Below are 17,377 nucleotides of genomic sequence, written 5' to 3'. Positions count from 1 at the left end.
GTGGCATGACGAAGACCCGAACCCTCACCGGCGCCCTGCGCGCCGGCACCCGCGGCCTGCTGGTGGGCCTGCTGACCCTGGCCTTCCTGGCCCCGTTCTACCTGATGCTGCGCAACGCGCTGATGGACAGCAGGGGTCTGACGTCACCGGAGTGGACGTGGTGGCCGGCGTCGATGCACTGGGAGAACTTCACCGCGCTCTTCGCCGACCCGAGCGTGCACATGGGCCAGGCACTCACCAACTCCCTGCTGATCGCCGGGATCACCGCGCCGCTCTCGACGGTCCTGGCCTCGGCCGCGGGCTACGCCTTCGCGCGGATCCCGGTGCCCGGCCGCGGGGTCCTGCTGGCCCTGGTGGTGGCGACGCTGATGATTCCCGGCTCGGTGACCTTCGTGCCGACCTTCGTCGTGGTCGGCTCGATGGGCGGCGTCAACACGCTCTGGGGCGTCATCGCACCCGGACTGTTCAACCCCTTCGCGGTGCTGTTGTTCCGCAACTTCTACCTGCAGTTCCCCGGTGAGATCGAGGAGGCCGGGAGGCTGGACGGGCTCGGCTGGTTCGGCCTCTACCGCCGGATCGCCCTGCCCAGCTCCGGCGCGATGCTCGCCTCGCTCGGCGCGCTGGCCTTCATCGACAGCTGGAACTCCTTCCTCTGGCCGCTGGTCATCGGACAGGACCCGTCCTCGTGGACGGCCCAGATCGCGCTGTCGACCTTCCTCACCTCGCAGACCGTCAACCTGCCCGGCCTGTTCGCCGGCGCCGTGGTGACCATCGCCCCCCTGGTGGCCATGTTCCTGATCGCCCAGCGGTACATCGTCGAGGGCATCGCCACCAGCGGCCTCAAGGGCTGACCACCCCACCCCGCACCGACCGCTAGGAGCCCCCCAGCCATGCCGCACCTGGAGATCGCCGACGACGGCTTCCGTCTCGACGACCGACCGTTCCGGATCATCTCCGGTGGACTGCACTACTTCCGCGTCCACCCGGAGCAGTGGGCCGACCGGCTCCGCAAGGCACGGCTGATGGGGCTCAACACGGTCGAGACCTACGTGCCGTGGAACCTGCACGCCCCGCGGGCCGGCGAGTTCCGCTGGGACGCGGGTCTCGACCTGCCCCGCTTCCTCGAACTCGCCGCCGCCGAGGGGCTGTACGTCCTGCTGCGGCCCGGCCCGTACATCTGCGCCGAATGGGAGGGCGGCGGCCTGCCCTCCTGGCTCCTCGCCGAGGACGGCATCGCACTGCGCAGCCGCGACCCCCGCTACCTGGGGGCCGTCGACGGGTACCTCGCGGCCTTGATGGCCGCCGTCAAGCCGTACCTGGCCACCGCCGGCGGGCCGGTCGTCGCCGTCCAGCTGGAGAACGAGTTCGGCGCCTACGGCAGTGACCCGGGCTACCTCGCCGACCTGGCCCACCTGCTGCGCACGCACGGCGTGGACGTCCCGCTGTTCACCTGCGACCAGCCCGGCGACCTCGAACGCGGCGGCCTGGACGGCGTCCTGCGCACCGCCAACTTCGGCAGCCGGGTCGAGGCCGCTCTCGCGGAGCTGCGCCGGCGGCAGCCGACCGGGCCGCTGATGTGCTCCGAGTTCTGGATCGGCTGGTTCGACCGCTGGGGCGCGCGGCACGTCACCCGCGAACCCGCCGACGCGGCCGCCGACCTGGACCGGCTGCTCGCCACCGGAGCCTCCGTCAACATCTACCTGCTGCAAGGCGGCACCAACTTCGGCTTCACCAACGGCGCCAACGACAAGGGCCACTACCGGCCGACCGTCACCTCCTACGACTACGACGCGCTGCTCGACGAGGCGGGCGACCCGACCCCCAAGTACGAGGCCTTCCGCGCGGTCATCGCCAAGTACGCGGCCGTCCCGGACGAGCCGGTGCCGGCGCCGGGCACGAAGCTCGCCCCGGTACGGGTCGGCCTGATCGAGAGCGCGGCCCTGCTGGACCAGGCCCACCTGCTCGGCGAGGCCGTCACGGCCGACCGGCCGCGGAGCATGGAGGAGCTCGGCGAGCCGTTCGGCTTCGTCCTCTACGAGACGGCCCTCCCGGCGGCGGGCCCGACCGTGCTGCGGGTCGGCCTGGTCCGCGACCGTGCCCAGGTCTTCGTGGACGGCCAGCCGGTCGGCGTCCTCGAACGCGAGCACCACGAGCACGCCCTCGCCTTCACCGCGCCGAGGCCCGGCGCCCGGCTGGCGGTGCTGGTGGAGAACCAGGGCCGGGTCAACTACGGGCCCGGCATCCACGACCGCAAGGGACTGCTGGGGGAGGTCAGCCTCAACGGCACGGAGCCGGCCGCCTGGAGCAGCCGCGCGCTGCCGCTCGACGGCCTGGAGGGCATCGCCTTCACCCCCACCGACGCCACGGCGCCCCTGGTCGGACCGGCCTTCCACCGGGGCTGGGTCGAGATCGGGCGGCCCGCCGACGCCTACCTCGCTCTCGACGGCTGGACCAAGGGCCTCGCCTGGATCAACGGCTTCCCCCTCGGGCGGTACTGGTCCCGCGGGCCCCAGCGCGCCCTGTACGTCCCGGCGCCGGTGCTGCGGGCCGGCCGCAACGAGATCACCGTCCTCGAACTGCACGCCTCGGCCACCGGGAGCGTGGAACTGCGGGACCGCCCCCGACTCGGCCCGACCGAGGACTGAAGCCACCGGCATCACCTAGCCCCGAGAGAGAACACCACCATGCACAGCAAGCGACGCCTCACCGAGCAGCGGCTCGACCGGGTGCTGAAGGAGCGCATCCGGCCGGCCGTCCACGGCCGCTCCGTCCCGCTCCAGGTCGAGATCTGGGACGCCCCCGGCGAACCCGTGCCCCTGGCCGAGGCCCTGGCCGCCCCCTACCGGCCGATCACGACCGGCCACCGCTGGGGTCCGGTCTGGACGACCAGCTGGTTCAGGATCACCGGCCGGGTCCCCGCGGAGTGGGCCGGGCAGCGGATCGAGGCCGTCCTCGACATCGGCTTCAACAAGACCGGGCCCGGCTTCTCGGCCGAGGGCCTGGTCCACCGGGCCGACGGCACCGTGGTGAAGGCGCTCAACCCCCGCAACGCCTGGGTGCCGGTCGCCGAATCCGCCTCTGGCGGCGAGGAGTTCACCTACTACATCGAGGCCGCGGCCAACCCCGTCCTGTGCGACGACCACCTCCCGACCGAGGACGGCGGCCGCCCCGGCTGGCTGGACGGCGCCTCGTCCCCCGACCCGCTGTACCGGGTGTTCCGGGCGGACCTCGCGGTCTTCGACCGGCAGGTGTGGGAGCTCGTCCAGGACCTCGACGTCCTCGGCGGCCTGATGCGCGCGCTGCCCGAGGAGGACCCGCGCCGCTGGCAGCTGCTCGGCGTCATCGAGCGGGCCCTGGACGTCGTCGACCTCCAGGACGTCGCGGGCAGCGCCGCCGCCGCCCGCGCCCTGCTCCGCCCCGCACTCGCCGCCCCCGCGGCGCCCAGCGCCCACCGGATGTCCGCCATCGGGCACGCCCACATCGACACCGCCTGGCTCTGGCCGCTGCGCGAGACCGTGCGCAAGGTGTCCAGGACCGTCTCCAACGTCGTCCAGCTGATGGACGACCACCCCGGCTTCCGGTTCGGGATGTCCCAGGCCCAGCAGCTGGCCTGGCTGAAGGAGCACCGGCCGGAGATCTACGAGCGCGTCCGGGAGAAGGTCGCCACCGGGCAGTTCATCCCGATGGGCAGCCTCTGGGTGGAGCCGGACACCAACATCACCGGCGGTGAGGCCCTCGCCCGGCAGCTGGTGCACGCCAAGCGCTTCTACCTGGACGAGTTCGGCATCGAGACCGAGGAGATGTGGCTGCCCGACACCTTCGGCTACAACGCGGCCATGCCGCAGCTGATGAAGCTCGCGGGCGTGCGCTGGTTCCTCACCCAGAAGATCTCCTGGAACACCACCAACAGGTTCCCGCACCACACCTTCTGGTGGGAGGGCATCGACGGCAGCCGGATCTTCAGCCACTTCCCCCCGGTGGACACCTACAACGCCGAGCTGACCGGCGCCGAACTCGGCCACGCCGTGGCCAACTTCCAGGACAAGGGTCCGGCCAACAGCTCCCTGCTGCCGTTCGGCTACGGCGACGGGGGCGGCGGCCCCACCCGGGAGATGCTGGCCCGGGCCGAGCGCCTCGCCGACCTGGAGGGCTCGGCGCAGGTGGTCATGGAGAGCCCCGCGGCCTTCTTCGAGCGGGCGCACGCGGAGTACCCGGACGCGCCGGTCTGGCTGGGGGAGCTGTACCTGGAGTTCCACCGCGGCACGCTCACCAGCCAGTTGCGCACCAAGCAGGGCAACCGGCGCAGCGAGCACCTGCTGCGCGAGGCCGAGCTGTGGTCGGCCGCCGCCGCCGTCCGCACCGGTCACGCCTATCCGTACGAGGCGCTCGACCGGCTGTGGAAGACCGTGCTGCTGCACCAGTTCCACGACATCCTGCCCGGGTCCTCGATCGGCTGGGTGCACCGGGAGGCGGAGCAGACCTACGCCGCCGTCACCGCCGAGCTGGGCGGGATCGTGGCCGCCGCCCAGCGGGCCCTGGCCGGCGCCGGCGAGCAGCGCGTCGTCTTCAACGCCGCCCCGCACACCCGCGGCGGCGTCCCCGCCCTGGGCGCGGTCGTCCGCCCCGCGGCCGCCGGCCCGGTCCGTCCGGTCGGCTCCGACGACGGCTTCGTCCTCGACAACGGCCTGGTCCGGATCGGGATCGACCGGCGCGGCCTGGTCACCTCGGCGGTCGACCTCACGGCCGGCCGCGAGGCCCTCGCGCCCGGCACGGTGGCCAACCTGCTCCAGCTGCACCAGGACTTCCCCAACGAGTACGACGCCTGGGACATCGACGAGTTCTACCGCAACACCGTCCTCGACCTCACCGACGCCGAGTCGGTGACCGCCGAGCCCGGCGGCGTCCGGGTGGTGCGGACCTTCGGCGCCTCGAGGATCGAGCAGTTGCTCTCGCTGGCGGAGGGCTCCCGGCGGCTCGACGTGGGGACGGTGATCGACTGGCACGAGAAGGAGAAGCTCCTCAAGGCCGCCTTCCCGCTGGACCTGCGGGCCGACCACTCCAGCGCCGAGATCCCCTTCGGCCACGTCCAGCGGCCCACCCACACCAACACCGGCTGGGACGCGGCCAAGTTCGAGGTCTGCGCCCACCGCTACCTGCACGTCGGCGAACGCGACTGGGGCGCGGCGCTGGTCAACGACTCGACCTACGGCCACGAGGTCACCCGTGACGTCCGCGCCGACGGCGGGACCACCACCACCGTCCGCCTCACCCTGGTCCGCGCCCCCCGCTTCCCCGACCCGGACTCCGACCAGGGGAGCCACCGGTTCCACTACGGCCTCGCCCTCGGCGCGGACATCGCCGACGCCGTCCGCGAGGGCTACGCGCTCAACCTGCCCGAACGCACCGTCACCGGCGCCGGCCCGGTCGCACCCCTGCTCACCACCGACAACCCGGCCGTCGTCATCGAGGCGGTCAAGCTGGCCGACGACCGCTCCGGCGACCTCGTCGTCCGCGTCTACGAGGCCCACGGCGCCCGCGCCCGGGCCGTGCTGGCCACCGACCTCCCCTTCGACCGGGTCACCGTCACCGACCTGCTGGAGCGCCCGCTCCCCGAGTCCGACCCCTCGCCCGTCGCCCCGTCGGGCCGGTACGGGATCGGCGTGACCCTGCGCCCCTTCCAGATCGTCACCCTGCGTCTGGCGGTCACCCCCGGCACCTGACGTCCACCACGGGATCCGACGCCCACCACGAGACCGCCCCGGGCCCCGCGCGTTCGCGTCCAGCGAGCCGCGGGGCCCGGCCCACCCGAACATCCGCCCTCCCCTTCGTCGGTCGGAGCCTCTCCCTCGTCGCGGTGAAGGCCAAGGAAAGGAGCAATCCGTGTCCCGACTCGGCAACCTCCCGTCGGCCGCGGCCGCCGCTCCCGCCACGATCCCTTCCCTCGACTCGCTCTCCAGCGACTGGATCCCGCTGTCGGACCTCCGGCACCTCCCGGCGCTCAGCAACTTCTGGGGCGGCGTCAACGTCGACGGGAACGTCACCGCCGTCACCAACTTCACGCTGGCCCCCTACGTGCAGGCCGGCAGCTGCCTCACCCTGACCGCGGACGGCACGGCCGTGACCACGGAGGCCTCGCGCTGGTCGGCCTACCAGGTCCGCCGCAAGGCCACCACCGCCTCCGGCCTGGCGATCCGGAGCACCACCCGGCTGGCCTTCGAGGCCAACCAGCTGCTGCTGCGGATCACGGTGGCCAACCCGACCCCGGAGCCGCTGACCACCACGCTGTCGCTGAGCCTGGACCCGCGGATCCGCAAGGCGACCGCCGGCTGGGTCTGGGACGCGCCCCGGCCCGCCGACACCGACTTCGCCGCGCGGATCCCGGGGAACCACGGCACCGTCGTCCTGGTCCGGGACCGCCGCAGCGCGGCCGTCACCGCCTTCGCCGCCGACTCCGGCGCCGCGTTCACCGCCTCCGGCGCGGCCGGCGCCGCCACCTGGATCCTCACGCTCGACCCCGGCGCCACCAGGACCGTCCAGGTGGTGATGGCGGTCGGCGAGACCTCGACGGGCCGGCCGCTGGTCGTCGCGTCCGAGGGCCGGCGGGTCGTCGAGGCCGCACGCGCCGTCCTGCGGAACTTCCCCACGGTCTTCACGGCCGCCGCGACCGGCTGGACGAAGCGGTGGAGCCAGGCGTTCACACCGGGCAACCGGCACTTCTCCGGCTCGCTCCCGGTGCTGACGCCCGAGCCCACGGACACCGGCCGCGCCGTCGCCCGGCTGTACTACATGAGCGTGCTGTCGACCCTGGCCTGCGAACGCACCAACCTCGGACCGGAGTTCAGCGCCCGGCTGGGCCGCACCGGCGGGTTCGGCGGCTACCACCGGGTGTACGTCACCGGCGCGCCCGAGTACTCGAACACCGTCACGTACTTCTGGGACACCTCCTACGCGGCGGTGCTGCTCACCCTGCTCGACCCGGCGGTGATGCGCGCCCAGACCACGGACTGGCTCGGCCGCGACATCCACGCCTGCTACGCGGTGGAGCTGGTCGGGGGCGGCACGGTCGGGCCCTGGTACTCCGCCAACGACCTGACCGTCTTCAGCACCGTCGCCACCTACCTCCGGTACAGCGGCGACCTGGGCCACCTCCGGACCACGGTCGGTTCGAAGACCGTGCTCCGGCACCTCACCGACTCAGCCATCCACTGGCAGACGCTGGTGCCCGCCGGCCAGCACCTGGCCGACTACGGCCTCAACGACAACCTGCTCGAAGTCCTGCCCGACTACGTCGGACAGGTCGCCTCCTTCAACGCGGCGAACGTCTGGTTGATGCACGAGGCCGCCACCTTGCAGGAGTACGCCGGGAACAGCGGCTGCGCCTCGCGGCTGCGGTCCTGGGCCGACACCCTGCTGCCGCACGTCCTGGCGCTCTACCGGCCGGGCGAGGGCGTGTGGAACTGCCGTCACGCCGACGGCACCACCGTCCCGGTGCGGACGGTCGTCGACTTCGCGATCGCCGGGAACCTGCTGGCCGACCACCTCACCGCACCGCAGATGGCCGAGATGATGGACTTCGTCAACGACGAACTGCTGGCGGCCTCCTGGCTGCGGGCACTGTCCCCGGACGACCGGCAGGCGCCCGTCGCACGCCCCGACCACGGTAGCGACGGCGCCTTCGCGTCCTGGCCCGCGCTGACCGCGCAGACCTTCGCCCGCTTCGGCGAGTACGCCGGGTTCCTCGGCCAGCTCGTCCGGTACGCCGGCATCACCGACCAGGGGCCGATCGGTCAGGCCGGCCAGCTGGTGGAGCTCGACGCGGTGGTGGACGGCCGGCCCGGCGGGTCCGTGCTGACCGCCGTGAACGCCGGTGACGTGATGACCTTCAACCTCGTCGGCGCCGGGAAGTTCGCCGAGGTCGTCATCACCGACCTGTTCGGCTTCGCCCCGGACAACGGCGTCCCGCTGATCCGTGACGCCTCGGTCGCGCGCGGGTTCTGCGGGACACTCTCCGGTCTGGTGTTCGACGGCGCCACGTACACGATCACCAGCTCGGAGGAGGGCATCTCGATCGCGGAGGGTTAGGCCGGACCGACCCGCGGGTCACCCGTCGAGCAAGCGCAGCCCCGCGGTCACCTGCTCGAAGACCGACTTGTTGCGGGCCCAGTCGGCGCTCGGGGCGGAGAGGTAGACCATGCGCCCGACCCCGTGGTCGTCGAAGGCCAGCGAGCAGGCGCGGAAGTCGCGGGCCCTGCCCTTGAAGGTGAAGTCCCACAGCGCCGCGGGCAGGCCCTGGTACGTGGTGCTCCGCAGCTGCAGCTGCTGGTAGCCGGGCAGCCTCCCCGCGGCCACGGAGGCGGCCTCGTCGTCCTGGAGGTGTCGGACGGGGTCGGCGTTCCCGCTGGTGATCATGTTGATCCGCAGGCTGACCAGCCCGGCCGGGTCGACGTAGTTGATCCCCGCGGCCTCGTCGTCGTCCGGGAGGGACTTGCGGGTCCAGCCGTCGGGGACGGGGAAGGAGACGCCGATCCCCTTCTCCCGGACCAGGACGTAGCCCTCGGGGGCGGGCGCGGCCGACGGTGCGGCCGAGGGGCTCGACCCGGCCGTGCCGTCGGCCGCGGCGCGGGTCCTCCCGGCGCTCCAGGTGTCCAGGGCCGGGACGGCCACCGCGCCCGCGGCGACCACCAGCACACCGGCGGCGAGCCAGCCGGCGGTGCGACGCCGGCCGCGTCGGGGGGCGGTGTCCGCCGCGGCCCCGGGGCGGCCGTTCGGGGCATCCTCGTGGACGACGGACTCCACCGTGGTGCCGGTCCGCCGCTCGGGCGCCGCCGGAGCGGGCCCGGCGAGCTCCGCGGGCACCGTCCCGGTGTCCGCCGACAGCGCCCGGAGCAGCCGCTCCGTCTCCCGTGCGGAGGGCCGGTCGGCCGGGTCCTTGCGCAGCAGCCCTTCGATCACCGGGGTCAGCGCCCCGGCGCGGACCGGCGGTGCGAGCGGGTCGGTGACGACCGCGTACGCCGTCTCGATGGCCGTCTCCCGGCGGAACGGCGGCCGGCCCTCGGCGGCCTGGTAGAGCGTGGCGCCCAGCGCCCACAGGTCGGAGGCGGGGCTCGGGCTGCCGCCCCTGACCAGCTCCGGCGCGAGGTAGTCGATCGAGCCGACCAGCTCGCCCGTCCTGGTCAGCGTGGAGCTGCCGGAGGTGGTGGCGATGCCGAAGTCCGACAGGACGACGCGGCCGTCGAAGCCGAGCAGCACGTTGCCGGGTTTGACGTCGCGGTGCAGCACGCCGACCGCGTGCGCCGCCAGCAGCGCCGCGACCACGCCGCGGCCGATCCGCACGGCCTCGTGCACCGGGACCGGTCCGCTCTCCTTCACCACCTCGCCCAGCGTCCTGGACGGGACGTACTCCATGATCACGCAGGGCAGTCCGTCGTCGTCGACGACATCGTGCACGACGACCACGTTGGGCTGGCTGATCCGGGCGGCGCTGCGCGCCTCGCGACGGGTCCGTTCCAGCAGGGTGGCCAGCTCGTCGTCGGCGAGGTGGTGGCGCGGGTGCAGCTTCTTCAGCGCCACGTCCCGGCCGAGCACCTCGTCCTCGGCCCGCCAGACCGTGCCCATGCCGCCGGCCCCGATGTGTTCGACCAGCCGGTACCGCCCGCCGACCAGCTGACCCTCGTCCGACACGATGCGTACCTCCGCTCGCCCCGCCTGCAGGAGGGAACTCTCGACAACGTAGGACTTTACCCCGGTCGGCGGAGCGGAAGCGGGTGCGGAATCCCGCTTCGGACACCACGGCACCGGGCCGTGACCGCCGCGTCGCGGGCCGTGGCCGCCCGGTGACCGGGGGCGTCATCGGGATGTCATCGGTCGCTGCCACGGTGGTCCGGTGACCTGGGCCGACCGCGGACCGCACCGGAGTGCGGACGCGTCGGCGCCAACTGCGTAGGAGGATCGAATGCGAGCACGAAGGATCGCGGCCGCGTCGGCCGGAATCCTGCTGACCGTCGGGCTCACGGCGGCACAGGGCGCCACGGCACAGGCGGCCACCACGCGGGTGACCGCCCCGTGCGAGGGCACCTACACGATCGTTGTCGGGGGCACCGGCAGCTCGTGGAACAACGACGGGTTCTACGGCAACATCCAGCAGCACGTCGGGTATCCCACCCAGATCCCCAACGGTGCGAGCGCCCGGGCGGGCGTCAACGAGCTGAACCGGCTGGTCCGCGACCAGCGCGCCGCGTGTCCGGGCCAGCACGTCAAGATGGCCGGGTACTCGCTGGGAGCCGGCGTGGTGCACACCTGGGTGAGCGAGAACTGGAACACGTTCGACAACGTCAACGCCATCCTCGTCGCCGACCCCAAGCGCCAGGGCCCGCCCGGTGCCAACGGCGGCGCCGTGCCCTTCGGCGGCCTGATCGGCCCGCCGCTCGCCGGTGCCGACCGGAACTTCGGCAACGTGCCCGTCAAGACGATCTGCCACTGGGACTACGTCTGCGACGAGTCCGCCGGCATCTGGACCTACCCGAACAACCACGTCAAGAACTACCCCGAAGACTTCAACATGGACCATCACAACGACAGCGCCAGCGAGCAGTGGTACAACGGCGCCTGGTACCCCTGGTAGCCGAGGGGCGCTCGCGCGGGCCCTCCGTCGGCCCCCGGTGGCCGGGACTCCCCGGCCACCGGGGGCCGACGGCCCACCGGGCTCAGCGCCTGGTGAGGCCGAGACCGGCCTCGTCCCCGCGCAGGACCATCTGGAACGTCCGGCGCAGCATCCGGCTCGGCGGCACCCCCAGGTCGCCGGCCAGCCGGCGGCGGGCGCGGTCGAACACGGCCAGGGCGTCGGCCTGCCGGCCGCTCCCGTACAGCGCGCGCATCAGCATCGCGGCCACCAGCTCGTTCAGGGGGTGCTCCGCGGACAGCGCGAACAGCTCGGCGATCGCCTCGCAGTGCCGGCCCAGCCGCAGCTGCCACTCCAACTTCCGCTGCGCGACGGTGATCCTGCGCTCGGTGAGGCGCAGCCGCTCCAGTTCGGCGAGCGGGCCCGGCAGGCCGGCCAGCAGCTCCCCGCGGAACAGGTCCAGCGCCTGGGAACAGAGCCGGACCGCCTCGGCCCGGTCACCCGCCCGATGGGCCGTCCCGGCCTCGGTGACCAGGCCCTCCATCCGCGCCAGGTCCACCTCGGCGGCGCCGGGGGCGAGGCGGTAGCCGCACCGGTCGTGCTCGATCACCGTGTCCGGGCCGCCCCCGACGCGCAGGGTCTTGCGCAACCGGTAGACATGGACCGGCACCACGTTCGAGAACGGCGGCTCCGACCCCCACACGCCGTCGAGCAGCTCCTGCTGACTGACCGTCCGCCCGCCGCGCAGCGCCAGCGCCGCCAGGACGGCCTGCTGGCGCAGGTGCCCCAGGTCCAGGGACCGCCCGTCGTACCGGGCCCGCAGCGGCCCGAGCACGGAGATCTGCACCTTCGCTCCGGCCGCCCGCCCGGCGGAGTTCCGTGGCACCGGGCCCGCCACCGGCGGGCGGGGGCCGCGGCCCGGGGCGACCAGTCCGCAGTCGAAGGCGTGGACGATGGCGGCGGCCCGGTCGCGCAGCCCGAGCTTCCCGAGGATCCGCGCGATGCGCCCGGCCACGGCTGCCTCGGAGACGGCCAGGGCGGCGGCGATCTCGTCGTCCCGCAGGCCGCAGCCGACCGCGTGGAGCACCTCGCGCTCCTCGTGCCCGAGGACGGCGGAGCTCGGCCGGCGGGTGGTGGCGGTGGTCGGCATCGCTGCTCCCTGGACGCTGGGCCGGCCGGACTGGCGGACGCCCTCGAAACGGTAGAAGGAGCGGCGCCGGCCGGGAATCCGGAACGATCCGGGGTGCTGCCCCCGGCGGATCGGCGGATCGGCGGATCGGCGGATCGGCGGATCGGCGGATCGGTGGATCGGCGGACCGGCGGGTCAGGGACAGGGGAGGAGCGCGGGGCGGTCCCTGGTGCGGACGGCCGGGAGCCAGCCGGTGGTGGGTCCGGGGAGGCGGATGCGGTACCAGAGCGTGGAGGTGCGGTCCTCCTCGTCGATGACGGGGAGGCCGGTGGGGAGCTGGCAGTCGACGTCGAGGACTTCGTCGTGCCAGACGCGGGTGGGGACGACGTTCTCGGCGGTGTAGGGGTGCCGGGGGTCGACGGCCAGGCCCAGGCTGCACTGGGGGTCGCGGTCGGTGCGGTCCTGGCAGCCGCGTTCGGCGTTGAAGACCCGGATCTGGGAGGGGTGCGCGGCCGGCCGCGGGTGCGGCCAGAGGGCGGCGGCGGTGACGGCGGCCGTGGCGCAGGTGGCGAGGGCGAGCAGGGCGGTGCGCGGTCGTGGGCGGCGCGGACGGCGGCCGGACCGGTGGGCGCGGACGCGGGCGAGCAGGCTCTCGGCGGTGTGCGGGGCACGGGCGGCGTGGGTGGGGGCGAGGCAGTCGGCAGCGAGGGCGCGCCAGAACGGCGGGACGGCGGGGGACAGGCGCAGCGGGGCGCGGCCCTCGGCGTACTGCTGGGCGGCGGCGCTGCGGGTGGTCGGCGTCGCGCCGGGGAAGGGCGGGACCCCGGCGGCGAACACCTCGTGGATCACCACGCCGAGCGCCCAGATGTCCGCCGTGGTACGGATCTTGACGCCGTGTTCGCCGAGCGGTTCCTTCCAGCGTTCCGGCGGGAGGTAGTCGGGGGTGCCCATGGGGGCCGAGTGGCCGTGGGTGCCGGTGAGTTCGATGGCGAGGCCGAAGTCGGAGAGGCGGACCTCGCCGTCCCGGCCGATCAGGACGTTCTCGGGCTTGAGGTCCATGTGGACCCAGCCGGAGCGGTGCAGATGGGCGAGGCCCTCGCAGACGCCGGCGACGATCCCGGCGCCCCGAGCCTCGTCGACGCCGGTGGCGAGCAGGTCGCGCAAGGTGCCCCGGGCGCGTTCCATGACCAGGACGATCGCACCGTCGAGCGCCGGGTGGCCGGGGGCGGCCAGAGTGAGGGTGTCGAGCAGCCGGATCAGCCGGGGGTGCGGGGCGGTCCGGGCCAACTCGGCCTCCCGGCGGGCGGCTTCGGCGACCTGGCGGGCCTGGCGGGGGGCGAGCCCGGCGACCGGCAGCACCTTGAGGGCGACCGTGTCGTCGGCGTCGGCGTCGGCGTCGGCGTCGGTGCCGGTGCCGGTGCCGGTGTCGATGTCGTCGGAGTCGGGCGGGCCGGCCGGGTCCCCGGTGCGGCGGGCGGCGTAGACGGTCGCCCAGCCGCCCTCGCCGATGACGCCGGTGACGGTCCAGTCGCCGACCCGGTGGCCGGGCCGCAGCAGTTCCCCGTCGTCTCCGCCGAAGGCCTGGTCGCGCACCACGGCGCCCCTCCCTAGCGTGCCGGCTCGGCGGTCTCGGGGCGCGGCAGGAGCGCGAGGTGCTCCTCGCGAACGATGCCGAACTTCAGGGCCACGCCGACGACGGCCTCGCGCTTGCCGCTGCGGCGGTCCGAGCGGTCGGTGTCGTCGGGCAGGTCGACGCGGAGCTTCTCGTCGGCGAGGTAGTCCAGGTGCGAGCTGACCGCGCGGGCGGTGAGCCGGGCGCAGGCCGGGTGGCCGCGCAGCCGGGCGACCACCTGGGGGGTGGTGGGCACGGCCGCGGGGGAGCGGTCGCGGAGCCACGGTTCGCAGAGCGCGACCAGCACCAGGAAGTAGGTGGCGGTCTCGTCCAGCGAGTACGCCGTCATGGTGCGGCTCTCCCAGGAGCCGCCGCCGCGGGCGTGCGGGTCCAGGTAGACGTGGTCGGGCGCGAACACCTGGAAGGACAGCGGGGTCTCACGCCGCGAGGGCAGCACCACCCGGGCGAACTCGAACGGGATCGGTGCGCCGATCCGCCGCGGCGGCACCCGCAGGTACTCGCCGGCGCCCTCCGGGTTCTCCACCAGGTAGGCGTGGGTGCTGCTGAGGTTGCTCAACTGCCAGTGGTCGTCGGTCGCGTGGATCTCACCGGCGAGCCGGGAGACCGTCTCGTCGCCGAGCCGGAGCTCCACCGGCGTGCCGGCGGAGCCGCGGCCGAAGCGCGCCCGCTCTCCCGGACCGAGCCGCAGGGTCACCGCGTCGTCGCCGTTCCCCGCCGGCAGGTGGACGAGAATCCCGCTCACCGTTCCCCCGTTTCGCATGCCGACCATTGCCAGACGGACGAACGTTACCTCCTTGCGCATGACAATAAACCGTATGGTGGCGCAGGCCACGTGACGGAGGGTCGGGAAGCGCCGGGGCCGGGGAGCGGCGGGCCGGGAGCGGTGGGTGGTCGTCGAGGGGGTGGACGGCTCGCGGGCGGGAGCGCTCGCGCTCCCGCCCGCGGCACCTGTCCCCTCAGGTGACGGCGGGGCCGGGGGTGGTGTTCAGCCAGGTCCATTCGGACCAGGTGGCGAAGCCGGTCTGCCAGCGGTGGTGGACGCCGGCGGCGCTGGTGCCGAAGACCTCGATGCGGCCGTCGGCGTTGGCGGTCGCGACGATCTCGGTGCCGGCGCCGCCGAAGGCCGTCCACGGCCCGTAGGGCGCGTTGACACCGGTCTGCCAGAGGTGTTCCGCCGTACTCCCGTTGATGGCGAACACCTCCACCCGGCCGTCCGGCGACCGTTCGCTGGTGAGCTGTGCGTCGGCGGGTCCGCCGGTGGGTTCCCAGCCGGACCAGGTGGTGGGGTCGGTCTGGTAGCGGTGGAAGATGCCGACGGGGCCGGAGGCGAAGACTTCGAGGCGGCCGTCCTGGTTGTGGTCGACGGTGAGGTCGTGGCCGCCGTCGCCGAAGGTGTCCCAGCTGGACCAGGTGCCGTTGACGGCGGTCTGCCATTGGTGTTGGAAGGTGGTGCCGTTGAGGGCGAAGGCTTCGAGGCGGCCGTCGGGGGCTTTGCCGAGGGCGAGTTGGCTGTCGGCGGGGCCGCCGCCGGTGGGTTCCCAGCCGGACCAGCCGCTGTTGGGTGCGTTCTGGTAGCGGTGGAAGATGCCGACGGGGCCGGAGGCGAAGACTTCGAGGCGGCCGTCCTGGTTGGGGCCGACGGCGATGTCGTGGCCGCCGCCGCCGAACTCCTCCCAGTTGGACCAGTTGCCGGAGGGCTGGAGTTGGTAGCGGTGCTGGAAGGTGGTGCCGTTGATGGCGAACACCTCCAGGCGGCCGTCCGCGTTGGGGGCGATGGCCAGTTCGGCGCCGCCCGGTCCGCCGAGGGTCTCCCATTCCGACCAGGCGCCGCTGACGGCGGTCTGCCAGGCGTGCGAGACGCCGCTCGCGCCGGCGGCGAAGACCTCCAGCCGGCCGTCCGCCGAACGCGCGGACACCACCCGGCCGGACTGCGCCGGGTACACCAACGGCGCCGGACCGGGGCCGTGGTGGCCGAGCCGGTCCGCGGCGGCCTGGGCCTCGCCCAGGTACCGCAGGTGGACCCGCGCGTTGTAGGTCGACCAGGGCTGCCAGTCGGTGCCGCCGTTGGAGATCCTGAAGGCCGCGTCGGCGTTGCACTGGGCGTCGTAGGCGCAGGCGTCGTCGACCTCGGGGTGCCAGTAGCTGTTGATCTCCCACAGGCCGCGGTCGGTGGACGGCGGGGTGTTGTTCTGGACGTTGGAGGCCAGCGGGTTGCAACTGGACTCGGCGAGGCCGACGGCGATCGCGGTCACCAGGGCGTCGCCCCGGAATCCCGCGCGGTAGCCGACCTCGGCACAGAGATCGCTGCCGGTGGCGGCCGGCGCGGGTGTGGCGCCGACCATCAGGCCCGCCGCCACGCCCAACGAGACGAGGGCGGCCAGCAGGACGCGGCAGGGCTGCGTGCTGATCACGTGACGACTCCTCAGGTGACGGCGGGGCCGGGGGTGGTGTTCAGCCAGGTCCATTCGGACCAGGTGGCGAAGCCGGTCTGCCAGCGGTGGTGGACGCCGGCGGCGCTGGTGCCGAAGACCTCGATGCGGCCGTCGGCGTTGGCGGTCGCGACGATCTCGGTGCCGGCGTCGCCGAAGCGGTCCCACGCGGTGTACCGGGCGTTCAGGCCGGACTGCCAGGTGTGCTGCGCGGTGCTGCCGTTGATGGCGAACACCTCGACGCGGCCGTCCGCGGTGGGCTGGCTGGTGAGCTGTGCGTCGGCGGGTCCGCCGGTGGGTTCCCAGCCGGACCAGGTGGTGGGGTCGGTCTGGTAGCGGTGGAAGACGCCGACGGGGCCGGAGGCGAAGACTTCGAGGCGGCCGTCCTGGTTGTGGTCGACGGTGAGGTCGTGGCCGCCGTCGCCGAAGGTGTCCCAGCTGGACCAGGTGCCGTTGACGGCGGTCTGCCATTGGTGTTGGAAGGTGGTGCCGTTGAGGGCGAAGGCTTCGAGGCGGCCGTCGGGGGCTTTGCCGAGGGCGAGTTGGCTGTCGGCGGGGCCGCCGCCGGTGGGTTCCCAGCCGGACCAGCCGCTGTTGGGTGCGTTCTGGTAGCGGTGGAAGACGCCGACGGGGCCGGAGGCGAAGACTTCGAGGCGGCCGTCCTGGTTGGGGCCGACGGCGATGTCGTGGCCGCCGCCGCCGAACTCCTCCCAGTTCGACCAGTTGCCGGAGGGCTGGAGTTGGTAGCGGTGCTGGAAGGTGGTGCCGTTGATGGCGAACACCTCCAGGCGGCCGTCCGCGTTGGGGGCGATGGCCAGTTCGGCGCCGCTCGGTCCGCCGAGGGTCTCCCATTCCGACCAGGCGCCGCTGACGGCGGTCTGCCAGGCGTGCGAGACGCCGTTCGCGCCGGCGGCGAAGACCTCCAGCCGGCCGTCCGCCGAACGCGCGGACACCACCCGGCCGGACTGCGCCGGGTACACCAACGGCGCCGGACCGGGGCCGGTGCCCGGGGTGCAGGGCATGGCGATGCCGCGATCCGCGAGGTAGGGGACCGGGTCGGTGCGCACGGTCGCGTTCGCGTCGGCCCAGACCCGCAGGTGCAGGTGCGGGCCGCTGGAGGTGCCCTCGCTGCCCATCCGCGCGATCAGTTGCCCGGCCGTCACCTGGTCACCGGTGGCCACCTCCCGCTCCCGCATGTGGCCGTACTCGGTGATCGTCCCGTCCGGGTGCAGGACGCGGATCCACTGGCCGTAGCCCTGCGCCGGGCCGGAGACCAGCACCCGGCCGTCGCCGACCGCGTAGATCGGGGTGCCGTAGTCGTTGGCGATGTCGATGCCGTTGTGCTCCTCGGTGTAGCCCTGGGAGATGTACCCGGAGGCCGGGCAGGACGCCGTGAACCCGGCGGCCTCGGCGGGGGCGGCCGGTACCGCGACCGGCAGCAGCAGGGCGAGCGCGGCCAGGGCCAGGCGCGCGGTGCGGCGGGAGAGGGAGGGGAGCACCGGAACGCCCCTCACGCCGTGCGCCGGCGACCGAGGACGCCGCCGGAGGCGAGGGTGTTCCTGCGGGTG

Annotated in this window: 11 protein-coding genes; 5 read left to right on the top strand and 6 right to left on the bottom strand. The window is 73.7% G+C overall.

Annotated elements, in window-relative coordinates:
* Positions 1-5: 5 nt before the first annotated feature.
* From ACZ4UX_RS17715 to ACZ4UX_RS17700, 4 genes are all read left to right on the top strand, one after another.
* Positions 6-851, top strand: coding sequence for a carbohydrate ABC transporter permease (locus ACZ4UX_RS17715; RefSeq protein WP_465707322.1), 846 nt, complete (start codon positions 6-8; stop codon positions 849-851).
* Positions 852-890: 39 nt separating this feature from the next.
* A complete protein-coding gene (locus ACZ4UX_RS17710; protein WP_465707321.1) occupies positions 891-2,645 on the top strand; it encodes a glycoside hydrolase family 35 protein in 1,755 nt (584 codons plus the stop codon).
* A 39-nt stretch (positions 2,646-2,684) separates the two neighbouring features.
* On the top strand, positions 2,685-5,720 hold the full coding sequence (locus tag ACZ4UX_RS17705; protein WP_465707320.1) for an alpha-mannosidase: 3,036 nt from the start codon (positions 2,685-2,687) through the stop codon (positions 5,718-5,720).
* Between the two features lie 160 nt (positions 5,721-5,880).
* The gene (locus ACZ4UX_RS17700; protein WP_465707319.1) at positions 5,881-8,082 is read left to right on the top strand and encodes a hypothetical protein; all 2,202 of its coding nucleotides are present in this window, start codon (positions 5,881-5,883) and stop codon (positions 8,080-8,082) included.
* A gap of 18 nt (positions 8,083-8,100) precedes the next feature.
* Here the strand turns inward: ACZ4UX_RS17700 and ACZ4UX_RS17695 are convergent, their stop codons facing one another.
* Positions 8,101-9,681 carry a serine/threonine-protein kinase gene (locus ACZ4UX_RS17695; protein ID WP_465707318.1) on the bottom strand — a complete coding sequence of 527 codons (1,581 nt, stop codon included), beginning with the start codon at positions 9,679-9,681 and terminating at the stop codon, positions 8,101-8,103.
* Between the two features lie 271 nt (positions 9,682-9,952).
* Here ACZ4UX_RS17695 and ACZ4UX_RS17690 point away from each other — a divergent pair, with 271 nt between their 5' ends.
* Positions 9,953-10,621 (top strand): cutinase family protein, encoded by a 669-nt coding sequence (locus tag ACZ4UX_RS17690; protein ID WP_329486270.1) that lies wholly within the window; start codon positions 9,953-9,955, stop codon positions 10,619-10,621.
* Positions 10,622-10,703: 82 nt separating this feature from the next.
* Here the strand turns inward: ACZ4UX_RS17690 and ACZ4UX_RS17685 are convergent, their stop codons facing one another.
* The 5 genes from ACZ4UX_RS17685 to ACZ4UX_RS17665 form a co-directional block, all read right to left on the bottom strand.
* The gene (locus ACZ4UX_RS17685) at positions 10,704-11,768 is read right to left on the bottom strand and encodes a BTAD domain-containing putative transcriptional regulator (protein WP_465707317.1); all 1,065 of its coding nucleotides are present in this window, start codon (positions 11,766-11,768) and stop codon (positions 10,704-10,706) included.
* A gap of 174 nt (positions 11,769-11,942) precedes the next feature.
* A complete protein-coding gene (locus tag ACZ4UX_RS17680; RefSeq protein WP_465707316.1) occupies positions 11,943-13,343 on the bottom strand; it encodes a serine/threonine-protein kinase in 1,401 nt (466 codons plus the stop codon).
* An 11-nt stretch (positions 13,344-13,354) separates the two neighbouring features.
* Entirely contained in the window at positions 13,355-14,122 is a 768-nt protein-coding gene (locus ACZ4UX_RS17675; protein ID WP_465707315.1) for an FHA domain-containing protein, read from the bottom strand.
* A 214-nt stretch (positions 14,123-14,336) separates the two neighbouring features.
* Positions 14,337-15,722 carry a DUF8189 domain-containing protein gene (locus tag ACZ4UX_RS17670; RefSeq protein WP_465707393.1) on the bottom strand — a complete coding sequence of 462 codons (1,386 nt, stop codon included), beginning with the start codon at positions 15,720-15,722 and terminating at the stop codon, positions 14,337-14,339.
* A gap of 80 nt (positions 15,723-15,802) precedes the next feature.
* Complete coding sequence (locus ACZ4UX_RS17665; RefSeq protein ID WP_465707314.1) at positions 15,803-17,308, bottom strand: DUF8189 domain-containing protein; 1,506 nt, start codon at positions 17,306-17,308, stop codon at positions 15,803-15,805.
* Positions 17,309-17,377 lie beyond the last annotated feature (69 nt).

It is taken from the genome of Kitasatospora sp. NPDC028961 (assembly GCF_055564815.1).
The sequence above is the reverse complement of the archived record's forward strand: the minus strand, read 5'-3'. Positions and strand labels throughout refer to the sequence as shown.

Bases quoted from the DNA above. Each gene is read 5' to 3' on its own strand.
- ACZ4UX_RS17715 (WP_465707322.1), top strand. From the start codon at position 6: ATGACGAAGACCCGAACCCTCACCGGCGCCCTGCGCGCCGGCACCCGC.
- ACZ4UX_RS17705 (WP_465707320.1), top strand. From the start codon at position 2,685: ATGCACAGCAAGCGACGCCTCACCGAGCAGCGGCTCGACCGGGTGCTG.
- ACZ4UX_RS17685 (WP_465707317.1), bottom strand. From the start codon at position 11,768: ATGCCGACCACCGCCACCACCCGCCGGCCGAGCTCCGCCGTCCTCGGG.
- ACZ4UX_RS17670 (WP_465707393.1), bottom strand. From the start codon at position 15,722: ATGGTCGGCGCCACACCCGCGCCGGCCGCCACCGGCAGCGATCTCTGT.
- ACZ4UX_RS17710 (WP_465707321.1), top strand. From the start codon at position 891: ATGCCGCACCTGGAGATCGCCGACGACGGCTTCCGTCTCGACGACCGA.
- ACZ4UX_RS17690 (WP_329486270.1), top strand. From the start codon at position 9,953: ATGCGAGCACGAAGGATCGCGGCCGCGTCGGCCGGAATCCTGCTGACC.